This is a genomic window from Prescottella agglutinans (assembly GCF_004011865.1).
Taxonomy (GTDB): Bacteria; Actinomycetota; Actinomycetes; order Mycobacteriales; family Mycobacteriaceae; genus Prescottella; species Prescottella agglutinans.
This window is the reverse complement of sequence record NZ_RKLP01000001.1, coordinates 700,172-716,913: the sequence shown is the minus strand read 5'-3', so window position 1 is coordinate 716,913 and position 16,742 is coordinate 700,172. Positions and strand designations below refer to the sequence as shown.

At 69.0% G+C, this 16,742-nt stretch carries 19 protein-coding genes; 9 read left to right on the top strand and 10 right to left on the bottom strand.

The features are described from left to right. The first annotated feature begins 205 nt into the window (after positions 1-205). The 7 genes from EGT67_RS03370 to yhjD all read left to right on the top strand — a co-directional run bounded on the left by EGT67_RS03370 (position 206) and on the right by yhjD (position 6,629). On the top strand, positions 206-1,423 hold the full coding sequence (locus tag EGT67_RS03370; RefSeq protein ID WP_127914588.1) for an NADP-dependent isocitrate dehydrogenase: 1,218 nt from the start codon (positions 206-208) through the stop codon (positions 1,421-1,423). Positions 1,424-1,603: 180 nt separating this feature from the next. Continuing rightward, positions 1,604-2,734, top strand: a complete 1,131-nt coding sequence (locus tag EGT67_RS03365) for an MFS transporter (RefSeq protein ID WP_164877479.1) — start codon at positions 1,604-1,606, stop codon at positions 2,732-2,734. A gap of 42 nt (positions 2,735-2,776) precedes the next feature. Then, complete coding sequence (locus tag EGT67_RS03360; protein WP_127914586.1) at positions 2,777-3,580, top strand: exodeoxyribonuclease III; 804 nt, start codon at positions 2,777-2,779, stop codon at positions 3,578-3,580. Next, on the top strand, positions 3,580-4,098 hold the full coding sequence (locus EGT67_RS03355; RefSeq protein ID WP_127914585.1) for a guanyl-specific ribonuclease: 519 nt from the start codon (positions 3,580-3,582) through the stop codon (positions 4,096-4,098). The genes EGT67_RS03360 and EGT67_RS03355 overlap by 1 nt, the downstream gene beginning before the upstream one ends. Further along, positions 4,098-4,538 (top strand): barstar family protein, encoded by a 441-nt coding sequence (locus tag EGT67_RS03350; protein WP_127914584.1) that lies wholly within the window; start codon positions 4,098-4,100, stop codon positions 4,536-4,538. Before EGT67_RS03355 ends, EGT67_RS03350 begins: the two co-directional genes overlap by 1 nt. A gap of 14 nt (positions 4,539-4,552) precedes the next feature. Further along, positions 4,553-5,596 (top strand): tryptophan--tRNA ligase, encoded by a 1,044-nt coding sequence (trpS, locus tag EGT67_RS03345; protein ID WP_127914583.1) that lies wholly within the window; start codon positions 4,553-4,555, stop codon positions 5,594-5,596. Between the two features lie 7 nt (positions 5,597-5,603). Beyond that, a complete protein-coding gene (yhjD, locus tag EGT67_RS03340) occupies positions 5,604-6,629 on the top strand; it encodes an inner membrane protein YhjD (protein WP_127914582.1) in 1,026 nt (341 codons plus the stop codon). Positions 6,630-6,642: 13 nt separating this feature from the next. On the opposite strand, the gene EGT67_RS03335 is transcribed toward yhjD, so the two are convergent. From EGT67_RS03335 to sdhC, 5 genes are all read right to left on the bottom strand, one after another. Next, complete coding sequence (locus EGT67_RS03335; protein WP_127914581.1) at positions 6,643-7,977, bottom strand: D-alanyl-D-alanine carboxypeptidase family protein; 1,335 nt, start codon at positions 7,975-7,977, stop codon at positions 6,643-6,645. A 194-nt stretch (positions 7,978-8,171) separates the two neighbouring features. Beyond that, on the bottom strand, positions 8,172-8,948 hold the full coding sequence (locus EGT67_RS03330; protein ID WP_127914580.1) for a succinate dehydrogenase iron-sulfur subunit: 777 nt from the start codon (positions 8,946-8,948) through the stop codon (positions 8,172-8,174). Further along, positions 8,948-10,699: a succinate dehydrogenase flavoprotein subunit gene (sdhA, locus tag EGT67_RS03325; RefSeq protein WP_127914579.1), complete on the bottom strand. Its 1,752-nt coding sequence runs from the start codon at positions 10,697-10,699 to the stop codon at positions 8,948-8,950. Before sdhA ends, EGT67_RS03330 begins: the two co-directional genes overlap by 1 nt. 15 nt (positions 10,700-10,714) lie before the next feature. Beyond that, the gene (locus EGT67_RS03320; RefSeq protein ID WP_127914578.1) at positions 10,715-11,158 is read right to left on the bottom strand and encodes a succinate dehydrogenase hydrophobic membrane anchor subunit; all 444 of its coding nucleotides are present in this window, start codon (positions 11,156-11,158) and stop codon (positions 10,715-10,717) included. A 1-nt stretch (position 11,159) separates the two neighbouring features. Beyond that, positions 11,160-11,564: a succinate dehydrogenase, cytochrome b556 subunit gene (gene sdhC, locus EGT67_RS03315; protein WP_127914577.1), complete on the bottom strand. Its 405-nt coding sequence runs from the start codon at positions 11,562-11,564 to the stop codon at positions 11,160-11,162. Positions 11,565-11,817: 253 nt separating this feature from the next. Between sdhC and EGT67_RS03310 the strand changes: the two genes are divergently transcribed. Next, positions 11,818-12,186: a cytidine deaminase gene (locus EGT67_RS03310; protein WP_127914576.1), complete on the top strand. Its 369-nt coding sequence runs from the start codon at positions 11,818-11,820 to the stop codon at positions 12,184-12,186. A gap of 36 nt (positions 12,187-12,222) precedes the next feature. Then, complete coding sequence (locus EGT67_RS03305; protein WP_127914575.1) at positions 12,223-13,311, top strand: adenosine deaminase; 1,089 nt, start codon at positions 12,223-12,225, stop codon at positions 13,309-13,311. A 1-nt stretch (position 13,312) separates the two neighbouring features. On the opposite strand, the gene EGT67_RS03300 is transcribed toward EGT67_RS03305, so the two are convergent. Genes EGT67_RS03300 through EGT67_RS03280 form a run of 5 tightly spaced genes read right to left on the bottom strand, consistent with a single transcriptional unit; the run spans position 13,313 to position 16,734 of the window. After that, the gene (locus EGT67_RS03300; protein ID WP_127914574.1) at positions 13,313-14,548 is read right to left on the bottom strand and encodes a primosomal protein; all 1,236 of its coding nucleotides are present in this window, start codon (positions 14,546-14,548) and stop codon (positions 13,313-13,315) included. 48 nt (positions 14,549-14,596) lie between these two features. Next, on the bottom strand, positions 14,597-14,902 hold the full coding sequence (locus tag EGT67_RS03295) for a YbaB/EbfC family nucleoid-associated protein (protein ID WP_127914573.1): 306 nt from the start codon (positions 14,900-14,902) through the stop codon (positions 14,597-14,599). Next, positions 14,899-15,243, bottom strand: a complete 345-nt coding sequence (locus EGT67_RS03290) for a hypothetical protein (RefSeq protein WP_127914572.1) — start codon at positions 15,241-15,243, stop codon at positions 14,899-14,901. The genes EGT67_RS03295 and EGT67_RS03290 overlap by 4 nt, the downstream gene beginning before the upstream one ends. Positions 15,244-15,253: 10 nt before the next feature. Further along, complete coding sequence (locus tag EGT67_RS03285) at positions 15,254-16,420, bottom strand: C40 family peptidase (protein WP_127914571.1); 1,167 nt, start codon at positions 16,418-16,420, stop codon at positions 15,254-15,256. Beyond that, positions 16,417-16,734, bottom strand: coding sequence for a type VII secretion target (locus EGT67_RS03280; RefSeq protein WP_127914570.1), 318 nt, complete (start codon positions 16,732-16,734; stop codon positions 16,417-16,419). The genes EGT67_RS03285 and EGT67_RS03280 overlap by 4 nt, the downstream gene beginning before the upstream one ends. Between the last annotated feature and the right edge of the window lie 8 nt (positions 16,735-16,742).

Below are 16,742 nucleotides of genomic sequence, written 5' to 3'. Positions count from 1 at the left end.
GGGTGTGCGGTTTTCGGCCCAGTGGTTGCCTTCCCGGCGGATAGCAGTACGCTCGTCATGTTTGGGTCGGCCCTGACACGGGAGATCCGGACCGGATACGTTTGATAACTGAACCGTTGGCGGGCTCACTCACAAAGTGGTCCGCGCACCCCCGATACCCAGGGAACGGAACCAGGGAAACTTCCTAGGAGGACGCGAAGCCCCCATGTCCAAGATCAAGGTCGAAGGCAAGGTCGTCGAACTCGACGGCGACGAGATGACCCGCATCATCTGGCAGTTCATCAAAGACAAGCTGATCCATCCCTACCTGGATGTCGATCTCGAGTACTACGACCTGGGGATCGAGCATCGCGATGCCACCGACGACCAGGTCACCATCGACGCGGCGAACGCGATCAAGAAGCACGGCGTCGGCGTCAAGTGCGCGACGATCACCCCGGACGAGGCCCGCGTCGAGGAGTTCGGCCTCAAGAAGATGTGGCGTTCCCCGAACGGCACCATCCGTAACATCCTGGGCGGCACCATCTTCCGTGCCCCGATCCTGATCTCCAACGTCCCGCGTCTGGTCCCGGGTTGGACCAAGCCGGTGATCGTCGGCCGTCACGCGTTCGGTGACCAGTACCGCGCCACCGATTTCAAGGCGCCCGGTGCCGGCACCGTCACCATCACCTACACCCCGGACGACGGCTCCGAGCCGATCCAGCACGAGGTGTGCCGCCTGCCCGAGGACGGCGGCGTGGTCATGGGTATGTACAACTACAAGAAGTCCATCCAGGACTTCGCCCGCGCCTCGCTCGCGTACGGCCTGCAGCAGAACTACCCGGTGTACCTCTCCACGAAGAACACCATCCTCAAGGCCTACGACGGCATGTTCAAGGACGAGTTCCAGAACATCTACGAGACCGAGTTCAAGGCCGAGTTCGACGCCGCGGGCCTGCACTATGAGCACCGCCTCATCGACGACATGGTCGCCTCCTCGCTCAAGTGGGAGGGTGGCTACGTCTGGGCCTGCAAGAACTACGACGGTGACGTCCAGTCCGACACCGTTGCGCAGGGCTACGGCTCGCTGGGCCTGATGACCTCCGTGCTGATGACGCCGGACGGCAAGACCGTCGAGGCGGAGGCCGCGCACGGCACCGTCACACGCCACTACCGCCAGCACCAGCAGGGCAAGCCGACGTCGACCAACCCGATCGCGTCGATCTTCGCCTGGACCCGGGGCCTCGAGCACCGCGGCAAGCTGGACAACACCCCGGAGCTGATCGACTTCGCTCAGCAGCTCGAGGACGTCGTCATCAAGACCGTCGAGAACGGCCAGATGACCAAGGACCTCGCACTGCTGGTCGGCCCGGACCAGGCCTGGCAGACCACCGAGGAGTTCCTCGCGACCCTCGACGAGAACCTGCAGAAGGCACGCGCGTAATCGCGTAACCCTCACCGAAACGGGACGTTCCCTTCATGGGAACGTCCCGTTTCCTTTTGATCCCTACCGTTGGACCCCTCTGCTCGCACCGTGCCCGGAAGGCATAGCTTCTTGACCGTCTCCGCCACCGCCCCGGCGCCCACCGACGCATCCCTCTCGCCTGCCGGGCGCCGGCGAGCGATGCTCGCGCTCGCGATGGGCGGGTTCGGCATCGGCACCACCGAGTTCGTCGCGATGGGCCTGCTGCCCCAGATCGCGGGCGGGCTGGGCATCTCCGAGCCCACCGCAGGCCACATCATCACGGCGTACGCGCTGGGCGTGGTGGTGGGTGCCCCGCTGATCGCGGCACTGACCGCCCGGATGCCCCGCAAGGCGCTGCTGCTCGCGCTGATGGTGGCGTTCACCGTCGGGAACGCGGCGGCGATCCTCGCCCCGAACTACGGCGGGCTGCTGGTGGCGCGATTCCTCGCGGGACTGCCGCACGGCGCCTACTTCGGCGTGGCGTCGCTCGTCGCGGCGTACCTGGCCGGGCCGGGGCACCGCGCGAAGGCCGTGGCGATGGTCATGAGCGGACTCGCGGTCGCCAACGTCGTGGGGGTGCCCGCGGCTACGTGGATCGGACAGGGCCTGGGCTGGCGGAGCGCGTTCGCGCTGGTCGCGCTCATCGGGGCGCTGACGGTCGCGGCCATCGCCGTGTGGGTGCCGCCGCTCCACGGTGTGCGCACCACCGACCCGCGGACCGAACTCGCCGCGCTGCGCCGGGGACAGGTGTGGCTCACGCTCGTGGTCGCCACCGTCGGCTTCGGCGGCATGTTCGCCGTCTACACGTACGTCGGCTGGACCATGACCGACGTCGCCGGGCTACCGGTGGCGCTGGTGCCGGTCGCGCTCATGATCTACGGGCTGGGAATGGTCGCCGGCAACGTGTTGGGCGGCCGCCTCGCGGACCGGGCGCTGACCCGCGGGCTGTTCGCGATGCTCGGCGCCCTCGTGGCGCTCCTCGCCCTCTTCGCGGTTGCCGCACACAACCCGTACACCGCGCTGATCGTGCTGTTCCTCGTCGCCGCGGCCGGATCGGCGCTCGTGCCGGGCCTGCAGACCCGGCTCATGGACGTCGCCGCCGACGCGCAGACCCTGGCGGCCGCCCTCAACCACTCCGCGCTCAACATCGCGAACGCGTTCGGCGCGTGGATCGGCGGCGTCGTGATCGCGGCCGGCTTCGGGTACACCGCCCCCGCGCTGGTGGGTGCGGCGCTGGCGCTCGCCGGTGTCGGAGTGCTCGCCGTCGCGGTGGTGACGGCGCGGCGCTGACGGCCGGTCCGGGGCGTCCCCGGGGTCGGCTACGGTTCAGTCGTGCCCCACATCATCACCACGGTCAATGTCAACGGCGTCCGCGCGGCGGCCAAGAAGGGTCTGCTCGAGTGGCTCACGGGATCGCAGGCGGACGTCGTGTGCCTGCAGGAGACGCGCGCGTCGGACGAGCAGTTGCGTGACACCCTCACCCCTGCTCTGGACGCCGGATGGCACCTCGCCTCGGCGGAGCCGTCCGCGAAGGGCCGCAACGGCGTCGCCGTGCTCTCGCGCCGTCCGGCGGACGCCGTGCGCATCGGGTTCGGCGACGACGAGTTCGCCGACGCCGGCCGCTACATCGAGGCCGACTTCGACGCGCTGACCGTCGGCAGCCTCTACCTGCCGACCGGTGAGGCCGAGACCCCCAAGCAGGAGCAGAAGGAACGCTTCATGGCGTCGTTCGCCGCGCACCTGACGCGCAGCGCCGAAGCGGCGGCCGCGGCGGGACGTGAGGTTCTCGTGTGCGGCGACTGGAACATCGCGCACACCGAGCGGGACATCAAGAACTGGAAGGGCAACGTCAAGAAGTCCGGCTTCCTCCCCGGCGAGCGCGCCTGGGTCGACGGCCTGCTGACCGAGGGCGCCTGGGTGGACGTCGTGCGCCGGCTGCATCCCGAGGTCGACGGCCCGTACTCGTGGTGGTCGTACCGCGGCAAGGCGTTCGACACCGACGCGGGATGGCGTATCGACTACCACCTGACCACGCCGGGCCTGGCGGAGCGGGCCAAGGAGGCCCGTGTCGAGCGGGCCGCGACGTACGCCGAGCGCTGGTCGGACCATGCGCCCGTCACGGTGCAGTTCCGCTGATGGCCGCACGATCGAAGAATCCGATCATCGCGCTGCTGGTGGCCCTCGTGGGTCTCGCGGTGGCGGTGTTCGTCGGGACGCAGAGCGGCGGCGACGACACGGCTCCCGCAGCGACGTCCGCCTCGACCTCCGTCTCGGCCACCGGCAGTGCACCCGCCACGACCACCGCGGCGAAGACCACCACAGCGAAGGCCACCACTACGAGGGCTTCGGCCACGACCACCGCCGCGCAGCAGTCGAGCGCGATACCGCAGGCTGCGTGGGCCACCCTCGCCGCGATCGATGCCGGCCGGTGGCCACCCGCCGACGCCCCTGGCACCGAGGGCGGCCGGACGTTCGGAAACCACGAGGGCCGACTGCCCGCGACGAACGGCGGTCAGCGGGTGCGCTACCAGGAGTGGGACGTCAACCGGAAGCAGAGCGGCCGCGGCCGCGACGCCGAACGCATCGTCACCGGCAGCGACGGCTCCGCGTGGTACACCGACGACCACTACGACACGTTCGCGAGGATGCGCTGATGACGACGCCGACGTTCCCGCGCGGCCCGTCGCTGCTGGTCGCCGGTGCGGGCCGGGCCGCGGGCATCGAGGAGGACCTGCGCGGTGTCCGTCCGGTGCGGCACGTGCGCGGCCGGCGCATGCCGACCGTCGCGGCGCTGTTCGACGAGTTCGCGGCCGCCCTGCAGTTCCCGTACTACTTCGGGCGCAACAAGGACGCCTTCGACGAGTGCTTCGGCGAGATCGCCGACACCGTCGGGGACGACGCGGTGGTCCTGGTACTCGACGCGGACGTCCTGTTGGACGAGCAGCCGGCCCAGCTGCCGTGGTTCGCGGCGGCCGTCGGTCACACCGAGGCCTCGATCGTGTTGCAGGTCCGGCCCGGACACGCGGCCGCCGTCGTCGACCGGTTCGCGGCCGTCGGCGTCCACCTCCCTCGCATCGCCGATCCCGGCGCGTGAAAGTATCGGGGATTATGTCGAGCACTGCAGAGAACCCCACGACCGCACCGACGGCGAAGCCTCGCGTCCTGTCCGGTATCCAGCCCACCGCCGACTCGTTCCACCTCGGCAACTTCCTCGGTGCGCTGCAGCAGTGGGTGCCCCTGCAGGACGACTTCGACGCCTTCTACTTCATCCCCGACCTGCACGCCATCACGGTGCCGCAGGACCCCAAGGAGCTGCGCCAGCGCACCCTGCGGGCCGTCGCGCAGCTGCTGGCCCTCGGTATCGACCCCGAGCGGTCGACGCTGTTCGTGCAGAGCCAGGTGCCCGAGCACGCCGAACTGGCGTGGGTGCTCAACTGCATCACCGGCTTCGGCGAGGCCAGCCGCATGACGCAGTTCAAGGACAAGGCCGCGCGTCAGGGCAGCGAGCACGCCAGCGTCGGCCTGTTCACCTACCCGGTGCTGATGGCCGCCGACATCCTGCTCTACCGCCCGCAGCGCGTGCCGGTGGGCGAGGACCAGCGTCAGCACCTCGAGCTGGCCCGCGACCTCGCCGGCCGGTTCAACACCCGTTTCGGCAAGACGTTCGTGGTCCCCGAGCCGCAGATCATCAAGGGCACCGCCAAGATCTACGACCTGCAGGACCCGACGTCGAAGATGAGCAAGTCCGGCCCGACGCCGGCCGGCCTCATCAACCTGCTCGACGACCCCAAGGTCTCCGCCAAGAAGATCAAGTCGGCCGTCACCGACAACGAGCGCGAGATCCGGTTCGACCCGCAGAACAAGCCCGGTGTCAGCAACCTGCTCACCATCCAGTCGGCGCTGTCCGGCAAGAGCGTCGACGACCTCGTCGCGGGCTACCACGGCAAGGGCTACGGCGACCTCAAGTCCGACACCGCCGAGGTGCTCGCCGAGTTCGTCACGCCGCTGCGGGAGAAGGTCGACGGCTACCTGTCCGACCGCGCCGAACTCGACCGCATCCTCGCGTCCGGCGCCGACCGGGCCCGCGAGGTCGCCGGCCGGACACTCGGCCAGGTCTATGAGAAGGTGGGATTCCTGACCACCAGGGGGTAATCCGGACATGACCGACGCCGCACCCAGCTTCCTCGACAAGCAGCGTGCGGCGCGGCCGTGGCTCGATCACCTCGTCCGTGCGGGCGGCCGCTACCAGCACCAGAAGGGCGACCACTACGCCGCGGGCATCACGTACTTCACGATCCTCGCGATCGTGCCCATCCTGATGGTGGCGTTCGCGATCGCCGGCTTCGTCCTCGCCGGTCGCCCCGAGTGGATCACCGAGATCCAGGACCAGGTCAGCAAGAACATGCCCGGCGGCCTCGGCGACACCGTCAACAGCTTGATCGACTCGGCCATCGCGTCCCGCGCCGGGGTCGGTGTGCTCGGTCTGCTGTTCGCCGCGTACGCCGGGCTCGGCTGGATGGCGAACCTGCGCGACGCGCTGACCGCGATGTGGGAGCACAAGCACGAGCCCGACGGTTTCGTGGCCACGAAGCTGCGGGATCTCGTCGCGTTGATCGGGCTCGGCCTGGCGATGCTCGTGACGTTCAGCCTGTCGGCGCTCAGCAACGGCCCGATCGCGAAATGGGTCGTCGAGTGGCTCGGTCTCGAGGACGTCACGGGGATCGGGGTGGTGCTGCGGATCGCCTCGGTGACCGTCAGCGTGCTCGCGACCTGGGCTCTGCTCGCGTGGGTGATCGCGCGACTGCCCCGGGAACCGGTGACGTTGCGCAGCGCCGTGCGTGCTGCCTTCGGCGCCGCCCTCGTGTTCGAACTCTTCAGGCAGGTCGGTGCGATCTATCTGGGCGCCATCAGCCAGGGGCCGGCCGGTGTCGCGTTCGGCCCCATCCTCGGTCTGCTCGTGTTCAGCAACCTGACGGCCCGTCTCATCCTGTTCGCGACCGCGTGGGCCGCGACGGCCCGCGAGAATCTCGAGAACGCGTACGTGCCGCCGCCCGACTCGGCCGTCATCCGGCCGCGGGTGCAACTGCGCGAGGGCCCGACGGTCCGCGAAGCGCTCGCGTTCACCGGGGCCGGCGCCCTCGCCGCGATCGGCCTCGCCGGGCTGTGGCGACGCCGCGGCGACTGAGCCGCCGCCGCGGTCAGCGACGTCGGCGGATCAGCGCACGCGCCCAACCGAGCAGCCCCACGACCACGCCGGATCCGACGATCGCGATCGCGACACGGCCCGCGATGTCCTTGTTGGGCAGGTCCGAACCGGACGCCAGATCCATCCCGCCGGGACCGTGCGTGTCCGGTCCGGCGACCTCCACGGCGGGCTCGTCCGACGAGGGCTCCGGATCCACGAGAACGCCCACCGAGACGGCCGGGTCGATCGCCCAGCCGTAGTCGAGCAGGCGCGCGACCTGCTCCCACGGACGGATCGGCAGGACGTCCGCGGCCGTCAGCGTCACCGCGAGCCGCCGGCCGTCGCGCTCGGCGCCGCCGACGAAGGTCTGCCGGGCGTCGTCGGTGTAGCCGGTCTTGCCGCCGAGGGCGCCGGGGTAGTTCGCGAGCAACTGGTTGTCGTTGTAGATCGGGTGCGGCTCGACGGGCTTGTCGTCGGGCTTCGTCGGGTCGGCGGGATGTCCGGGGAACATCACAGTGTCCGTCGTGATCAGCTGCGCGAACGTCGGGTTCTGCATCGCCGCCCGGAAGAACAACGCGAGGTCGTACGCCGAGGTCGACATGCCGGGGCCGTCGAGGCCGGAGACGGACGCCGTTCGGGTGTCCGACGCGCCCAGGGACGCGGCTTTGGCGTTCATCTTGGCCACCGTGGCCTGCTCGCCGCCGAGTTGCTGTGCGAGGGCCTGAGCGGCGTCGTTGCCGGACCGCATGACGAGACCCTGCATCAGTTGCAGGTTGCTGTACGTGCCGCCGACACCGAGGCCCACCGAGCTGCCCTCCATCGACGCTGCCTCGGCGTTCGCGACGATCGTGGTGTCCAGGTCGAGTTCGTCGAGGGCCACGAGCGAGAGCAGCACCTTGATGGTGCTGGCGGGCCGGTAGCGGCCGTGCGGGTCCTTCGCGGCGAGGATCCGGCCGGAGTCGAGGTCGGAGAGCACCCATCCGGTGGCGGAGATGTCGGCCGGCAGCGGCGGGGTACCGGGAGCGGTGATGACGCCGCAACTGCCGAGGGCCTCGCCGCCGACCGGCCTGTCGGGCACCGGGACCGGCGTCGGCGCGGCCTGACCCGGTTGCGGCACCTCCGACGCGTCGATCGCCGGCGGCGGTGACTCTCGATGCGGGCACGCGTCGGTGTTGGGCGTGCTGAACGGGGGAGCGGTCGTGGGCTCGACACCCATGTCCGCGGTCAACGGGGACTGCGCTGCCATGGGGGCGGCCGCCGCGGGAGCGATGCCGGCGCCGAGCGCGAGTGTGGACGCCGTGGCGGTCAACAGGATTCGCCGCCGCGCGGAATTTGCAAGTGCAGTCATAACGACAATCCAGGGTAGGGAAGCGGATCCGGCGTGTCGTTGTGAGGCCGGTCATGAGCGTGTCGAGGCACCCTTCACATGATCCACCCCCGACCTGCCCCGAAACGCGTTTTGCGCACTTGCCGCTGTCCCGACCAGGTCGGGATCAGCGCCAAGTGCGCAAAACGGTGGTGCTGTGGGTGCTTACGAGAGCATCACTTGCGGGCGAACAGCAGCGCGCGCTTGACTTCCTGGATCGCCTTCGTCACCTGGATGCCACGGGGGCACGCGTCGGTGCAGTTGAAGGTCGTGCGGCAGCGCCACACGCCGTCCTTGTCGTTCAGGATGTCGAGACGCTCGGCTGCGCCCTCGTCACGGCTGTCGAAGATGAAGCGGTGAGCGTTCACGATCGCGGCCGGGCCGAAGTAGCTGCCGTCGCTCCAGTACACCGGGCACGACGTGGTGCAGCACGCGCACAGGATGCACTTGGTGGTGTCGTCGAACCGGGCACGGTCGGCCTGCGACTGGATGCGCTCGCGGGTCGGCTCGTTGCCGGTCGTGATGAGGAACGGCTTCACGGCGCGGAACGCGTCGAAGAAGGGCTCCATGTTGACCAGCAGATCCTTCTCGACCGGCAGGCCCTTGATGGGCTCGACGGTGATGGTGATCGGCTTGCCGTCCTTGGGCAGCATGTCGCGCATCAGGACCTTGCAGGCCAGACGGTTGACGCCGTTGATGCGCATCGCGTCCGAACCGCACACGCCGTGCGCGCAGGAGCGACGGAACGTCAGCGTGCCGTCCAGGTAGCCCTTCACGTACAGCAGCAGGTTCAGCAGACGGTCGGTCGGCAGGGTGGGAACCTGGAAGCTCTCCCAGCGCTGACCCTCGCCGTCCTCCGGGTTGAACCGGGCGATCTTGAGGGTGACCATGACGGCGCCCTCGGGAACGGGCGGCAGCGCGGGTGCGTCCTTGTCCATGACAGGTGCGGACATCAGTACTTACGCTCCATCGGCTCGTAGCGGGTCTGGACAACCGGCTTGTAGTCCAGACGGATCGGGGAGATGAGCTCCGATCCCTCCTTGTACGCCATCGTGTGCTGCATGTACTCGGCATCGTTGCGATCCGGGTAGTCCTCGCGGGCGTGGCCGCCGCGCGATTCCTTGCGGTTGAGCGCACCGACGACCGTGACCTCGGCCATCTCGAGCAGGAAGCCCAGCTCGACGGCCTCGAGCAGGTCGCTGTTGTAGCGCTTGCCCTTGTCCTGGACCGTGATGTGGTTGTAGCGCTCCTTGAGGGCGTGGATGTCCTTGAGCGCCTGCGACAGCGTCTGCTCGGTGCGGAACACCGACGCGTTGTTGTCCATCGACTGCTGCAGCTCGGTGCGGATGTCCGCGACGCGCTCGTGGCCGTGGTCGGACAGGATGACCTCGAGCCACTTCTCGACCTTCTCGGCCGGGTTCTCGGGCAGCTCGACGAACTCGGAGTTCTCGGCGTGCGCGGCGGCGGCGATGCCGGCGCGGCGACCGAAGACGTTGATGTCGAGCAGCGAGTTGGTGCCGAGGCGGTTGGCGCCGTGCACCGAGACGCACGCGCACTCGCCGGCGGCGTACAGGCCGGGAACGTGGTCCTCGTTGTTGCGCAGCACCTCACCGTTGATCTTGGTGGGGATGCCGCCCATGACGTAGTGGCAGGTCGGGTAGACCGGCACCAGCTCGGTGACCGGGTCCACGCCCAGGTAGGTGCGGGCGAACTCGGTGATGTCGGGGAGCTTCTCCTCGAGCACGTCCTCGCCGAGGTGCGTGACGTCGATGTAGACGTAGTCCTTGTTCGGACCGGCACCGCGACCCTCGAGCACCTCGAGCACCATCGAGCGGGCGACGATGTCGCGCGGCGCGAGGTCCTTGATGGTGGGGGCGTAGCGCTCCATGAAGCGCTCGCCGTCGGCGTTGCGGAGGATGCCGCCCTCGCCGCGGACCGCCTCGGAGATGAGGATGCCGAGCCCGGCCAGTCCCGTCGGATGGAACTGGTGGAACTCCATGTCCTCGAGCGGCAGGCCCTTGCGGAAGATGATGCCCATGCCGTCACCGGTGAGGGTGTGCGCGTTGGACGTCGTCTTGTACATGCGGCCCGAGCCGCCCGTGGCGAACACGATCGACTTCGCGTGGAAGACGTGGATCTCGCCGGTCGCGAGCTCGTAGGCGATGACGCCGGTGGCGACGGGGCCCTCGGGGGTCTCGGTCAGCGCGATGTCGAGCGCGTAGAACTCGTTGAAGAACTCGACGTCGTGCTTGACACAGTTCTGGTAGAGCGTCTGCAGGATCATGTGGCCGGTGCGGTCGGCGGCGTAGCAGGCGCGGCGAACCGGGGCCTTACCGTGATCGCGGGTGTGACCACCGAAACGACGCTGGTCGATCTTGCCCTCGGGGGTGCGGTTGAAGGGGAGACCCATCTTCTCGAGGTCCAGCACCGCATCGATGGCTTCCTTGGCCATGATCTCGACGGCGTCCTGGTCGGCGAGGTAGTCGCCGCCCTTGACGGTGTCGAAGGTGTGCCACTCCCAGTTGTCTTCCTCGACGTTCGCCAGAGCGGCGCACATGCCGCCCTGGGCGGCACCGGTGTGGCTACGAGTGGGGTACAGCTTGGTCAGGACCGCGGTGCGGGCGCGGGGCCCGGCCTCGATGGCTGCGCGCATGCCTGCGCCGCCGGCGCCGACAATGACGACGTCATAACGATGTTCCTGCATGAAGGTTCTGCTCCCCTAGCTCGCCGAGATGTTGGGGTCGAAGGTGAAGATGACGTAGGTGCCCAGGCCCATGATCAGGATCATCGACACGACGAGGATCGTGTTGAGCCAGAACCGGGTGGAGTCCTTACGCGAGTAGTCCGCAATGACCGTGCGCAGGCCGTTACCGCCGTGCAGCTGGGCGAGCCAGAGCATGGTCAGGTCCCAGAACTGCCAGAACGGGCTGGACCAGCGACCCGCGACGAACGCGAAGTTGATGCGGTGCACACCGTTGTCGAGCATCAGCATGATGAACAGGTGACCCAGGACCAGGATGATCAGCGCCAGGCCCGAGAAACGCATGAACAGCCACGCGTAGAGCTCGAAGTTGTTCTTCGCCGGCTTGCGCGGCGAGCGGGGGTTGTCCAGGCTGGCGGGGCGGTCGTACGCCTTGCCGAGAGTCTTGGCTTCTGTCGTCATGTCAGTGCCCCGCAAACATGTTGTAGAAGATGCGACCGGCGCCCGGGATCATGACCACGAACCAGATCGCAATGATGATCCAGAGCATGAGGCGCTGGTACTGCGGGCCCTTCGACCAGAAGTCGACCAGCATCACGCGCAGGCCGTTGAGTGCGTGGTACAGCACCATGGCCACGAGCGCGAGTTCCATGAGACCGACGACCGGGTTCTTGTAGGTCTCGATGACCCGGTCGTAGGTGTCCGGGTTGACGCGCACGAGCGCGGTGTCCAGGACATGGACGAATAGGAAGAAGAATGTTGCGACGCCGGTGATCCGGTGTAGAACCCAGGACCACATGCCGGGGTCGCCCCGGTAAAGCGACCGGGTGCGCTCCTTCGCGGGAGCGGCTTCAGTCGTGCTGCTCATCGAGTGCTGTGCCTCCAACGTCTTTGGTGGGCGCGTCGAGCCTGCACAGCTTTTCGGATATACCGCAGCTCGGGCTCGACGAGAACCTAAACCGACTTCTGTGAACTCTAAACCCAACCGAATCCGGGAACTAATTCCCTCCGTGGTTCGTACGGGACCGAAAATGCTTGTTAGGTTTGCCTTCCCATACGGTAAACGGGTCGGGAAGTCGATCCTCTGCATCAATTCAGGGCGCGTGGTCGGATCGGGACCTATGACTCTGGTTGGCTGGAAGTTGTTGCGCGACAATGCTCGTCGAGCGTCGCTGCGGTCCTGTGCCCCCTACTTCGGGTACCCCGTGGGGGCTGGGTCGCTCACAGGTGATGGTCATATCGTGGCCGGATGCAATGTGGAAAATGTCTCATACGGTCTCGGTTTGTGCGCGGAGTGCGTACTCGCCGGTAACTTCGTCGCCGGTGGTGGTGGCCGGTTGACGGCGCTCACCTGCTGTGACGGGAGTGGCGAGATCCTGATGCCGTGCGGATGTTGCCGGCAGCTGCTACTCGGCGGGGCCCGGGCGGGCGTGACGTCGGCCGGTACACCCGATCGTCGTCCGGGATTCCGACACCCGGAACCCGCGTGACACGCTTTCGACGGATTCCGCGGCTACCGTCGACCCATGACAGCGCCGTTGGATCTCGAGTACCTCCGCCGGGCACCGAAGGTTCTGCTGCACGACCACCTCGACGGGGGACTGCGCCCGGCCACCGTCGCCGAGCTGGCCGCCGAGTGCGGGTACACGGGACTGCCCGTCGACGAACCCGACGAACTTGCCCGGTGGTTCCGTGACGCCGCCGACAGCGGATCCCTCGAGCGTTACCTGGAGACATTCGCGCACACCGTCGCGGTGATGCAGACCCCGGCCGGTCTGCGGCGGGTGGCCCGCGAGTGCGCCGAGGACCTCGCCGCTGACGGTGTCGTCTACGCCGAGGTGCGCTTCGCCCCCGAGCAGCATCTCGAGGAGGGCCTCGACCTCGACGAGGTGGTCGATCACGTGCTCGCAGGGTTCCGCGAAGGCGAGGCCGCGGCACGCGAGTCCGGCTACAAGATCCGCATCGGCTGCCTGCTCACCGCGATGCGCCACGCCGCGCGGTCCCGGGAGATCGCCGAACTCGCCGTCAGATTCCGCTACCGCGGGGTCGTCGGGTTCGACATCGCCGGCGCCGAGGCCGGGTACCCGCCGAGTCGTCACCTCGACGCGTTCGAGTACATGCGGAACTGCAACGCGCATTTCACCATCCACGCCGGCGAGGCGTTCGGACTGCCGTCGATCCACGAGGCCATCGCGTTCTGCGGTACCGACCGGCTGGGGCACGGGGTGCGCATCACCGACGACATCACCGTCGGCCCCGACGGCGACGTCACCCTGGGCCTGCTCGCGAACTACGTGCGGGACAAGCGGATTCCGCTCGAGCTGTGCCCCAGCTCGAACGTGCAGACCGGCGCGGTCGCGAACCTCGCGCAGCATCCGTTCGACCTGCTCGCCCGCCAGCGGTTCCGGGTCACCGTCAACACCGACAACCGCCTGATGAGCGACACCTCGATGAGCCGCGAGATGCTGGCGCTCGTCGACACCTTCGGGTACGGCTGGAGCGACCTCGAACGCTTCACCATCAACGCGATGAAGTCGGCGTTCATCCCGTTCGATCAGCGCCTCGCCCTGATCGACGACGTCATCAAGCCCGGCTACGCGGTCCTCATCGGCTGACCTATTCGGGTCGCAGCCGGGCCTCGAACTCGGCCTCGAGCGCCCGCCACGTCTCGGCCTCCGCCTGGAACGGCGGGTTCGGCGTCATCCGGCCGGGGGTGGGCTCGAGGATGTACGAGACGTACCAGCCCAGCGGGGTCGACGACGCGAGCGCGGCGTCGGTGGCGTCGTCCCTCGCGAAGTCCGCTGCATCGGTGAACAACTCGACGGCCAACTCCAACTGGTCGGCGTCGACGGCGTCGGGCCCCTCCGCGAGATCGTCGGCCAGTCCGGGCAGGACGTAGACGTTCTCGTCGGTGACCTCGATGTGGAGCGAGCCGTCGACGGCCGCGTTCTGCACGTTCTCGTACGTGCTGACCCGGGCCAGGTCGTGGTCGTGGTTGTCGGCGAGGTAGCGCGCGAGTGCGCGCTCGGAGCCGAAGACCGAGATCCTGCCGCCGCGCCCGAGGAACACCGCGTGCTCGTCGAGGTAGCAGCGCAGCGAGTAGTAGGTGGTCACCGGCGTGATGATCTTGATCGGGTCGATCCCGACGCCGGTCCAGAAGGTCTCCTCCTGCTCCTCGTCCTGATCCTCGGCGTCGAACTCCTCGTAGTCCTCGGCGTCCTCGGCGTCGTCGTCGGCGTCGACGACGTTCTCCTCGGCCGCGAGGATCTCCGCCTCGGCGACGGAGAGGGCGTCCGCGTCGACGTCGGGCGTCGCGACGATGGAGTCGATGGCGTCGATGACGGCGTCCCAGTCCTCGGCGACGGCGGTGCCGATGCGGTCCCACAGGGCCTCGCCGTCGCGGCCGACGAACTGCTCCACGCCGCCGCGCAGGTACGCCGTCTCGGGGTGGTTCTCGAAGAACTTCACCACCGGTTCGAGGTCGCAGACCTCACCGATGTTGCGGACCATGTCGAAGGTGCTCTCGAGCTCCGTGAGGGTGAGCGCTTCCGGGTCGCCGGCGGCGAGTTCGGGGACACCCACCAGATCGAAGGTGTGACTCTCTTCCGGCTCGAGCTCCGGGGCGGCCAGCTTGGAGACGACGGGCCAGGCCGGATGCTCCACTAGGTCGTTGTCGTCGTCGGTGCGGATGAACGCGGCGAGCGCAGCGACCGAGCCGAACCCGTAGAGATCCTCCTCGTGGCCGAGGAACGCCTCCCACTCGTCGTCGCCTTCGCGCCACCGCGGGGCCCACAACGTGACGAGGTCGCCTCGGGTCAGACCGAGTTCGATCGGGACGATGTCTCCAGCCATGGCCGGAAGCCTAGCCACGTCGGGGCCAAAGTTATAGCCGGACACCGATCAGCTCGCGCCGTATGTGTCGAACAACGCGCTCGTGATCCGGTTGCGTTCCGCGGCTGCGGCGGCCGCGGCCCGGTGCGCGGTGTCGGTGATCGTGCCGGCCAGTGCCCGGGCGTCGAGATCGTGGAGCGAATCGCTGAGCCACAGTCCGATCGGGCTGCCGTTGCCGTCGACCTCCACGCGCACGCGCCCGTCCGCGCTCACCGCCTCCGCGCGGATGGCCTGCAGCGACCCCAACGCGTCGTCGAGCAGGTTCAGCTGTGCCGTCGCGCGCCGCACGATCGCGTCCATCTCGTTCGCGCTCATACGCCGTGCATCCAGCTCGTCGGTGCCTCGAGGTACTCGTCCTCGGCCTGTTCGGCGGTCGCGACCTCGGCGCGGGTCGGCAGTCCGAGACGGTCGAGCACGTCGCGGGGCATGCCCTCGCGGGCGAGGTCGTCGCGCCGGCGGGCCCCGGCTTCCCGACCCGCCTCGCGGCACAGCCGCAGGATTTCCTGAGCGAGGTGCTCGCCGCCGTAACGCAGCTCGCCGCGGTCGATGCGGATCTCGACCGGCAGCCCGGTCTCGGTGGCGCGGACCGCGACGGTGCGGGCCCGGTTGATCGCCGCCGCCACGGTGGCGGGCGGCGGGGACGGTTCGGTCGTCATGATTCTCCGATCATTCGGTGGGGCGGTAGAAGCCGTAGAAGCCCATGCCGCTGTTGGTGGTTCGGATCGAGCTGACACTCACGGGATCCCCGGCCTCGACCATCTGCCCGTTGCCGATCACCATCGCGACGTGTCCGTCCCAGACCGCGAGGTCGCCCGGCATGAGGCTCGCCTGGTCGACCGGTATGCCGATGTTCTGCTCCTGGGCCAGGCGCGGCAGTTGCACGCCGGCCTCGCCGTACGCCCACTGGGTCAACCCGCTGCAGTCCAGGCCCTGACCCGGGGTGGTGCCGCCCCACTGGTAGGGCACACCCTGCTGGGTGAGCGCGTTGCGAACGGCGTCGGCGGCCTCCTTGTTGGGCGCGACGGCGGTGCTGCCGTCGGGCAGCACGACCTCGACGCCGCTGCCGCCGAACCGGGGGTCGTACGAGCTGGACCCGGCGGCGCTCCCGGTCTCGACCGAGCCACGGCCGGAACTGGAGTCGTACGACGCGGTCCGCGCGGACGATCCGCCGTCGAACGACGACGTCGACGACCCGCTGGACGAGCCGGCGAACGCCGACACGAAGCGACTCGCGGCGTCGGTCTGCGGCGTGACCGGACCCGGCACGGCGGCGGCCGCGGTGGTGGGAGCGGGTGCGCTCACCGACGCGGCGACGGTACTGGCGTCGGTGGGGACGGGATCCGGCGCGGTGAGTTCGACCATCTTCGCGGTGTGGACGGCGAGCTCGCCGCGCACCTTCTCGACGACGGCGAGGGCCCGGCCGAGGTGCTCGACCGCCGCGCCGATCAGCATCGTCAGGCCTGCGGGGGTCGCCAACAGGGGGAGCGCCGACGACGCGATCGACAGGAAGGAGTCGAGGATCGCCTGGAGTTCGGCCGTCCCGGCCCGCACGGTCTCCGACGCGGCCTCGACGACGACCGCGATCTCCCGGCCGCGGTCGGACAGCTGCACCGACGCGGACTGGGTGGCCTCCGCCTTGTCGACTGCGGCGTCGGCGGCGACGCCGGTCCACACCCCGCCCAGGTCGCTGATCCCGATCCGGCCGAGCGCGTGCACGGCGTCGACCGCGTCGGACGCCGCCCGCATGGCGTCCGCGGGCGATCCGCCGGGCAGCGTGCCGGTGCCGAAGGCCCCGAGCAGGTCGACGACGGGGCGGGCGAGCGCGTCGATCACGACGCCACCCCCGTCGCGCTCAGCGTCGCGGCAGTGGCGTCGTCGGTGGTGTCGTAGGTCGCCGCCGTGGTGATTGCGGCCTCGCTCATCGACGCCCACGCCGACGCGAGCCGCTCGAGCTGCGCCGCGTGGGCCGTCTGAGCGCCGCCGAAGGCCGCGACGAACTCGCCGCCGATCAGTCCGAAGACCGGGCCGAGCAGCGCAGGGCCGGCCACGGCGGCCGCGGCACCGGCGGCTTCCGCCTGCGTGGCCAACGTGGCGGCGGTGGCCCCGAACGCGGCGATTCCCGCCGTGGTCGCCGAGAATTCAGTCATCGCATCCC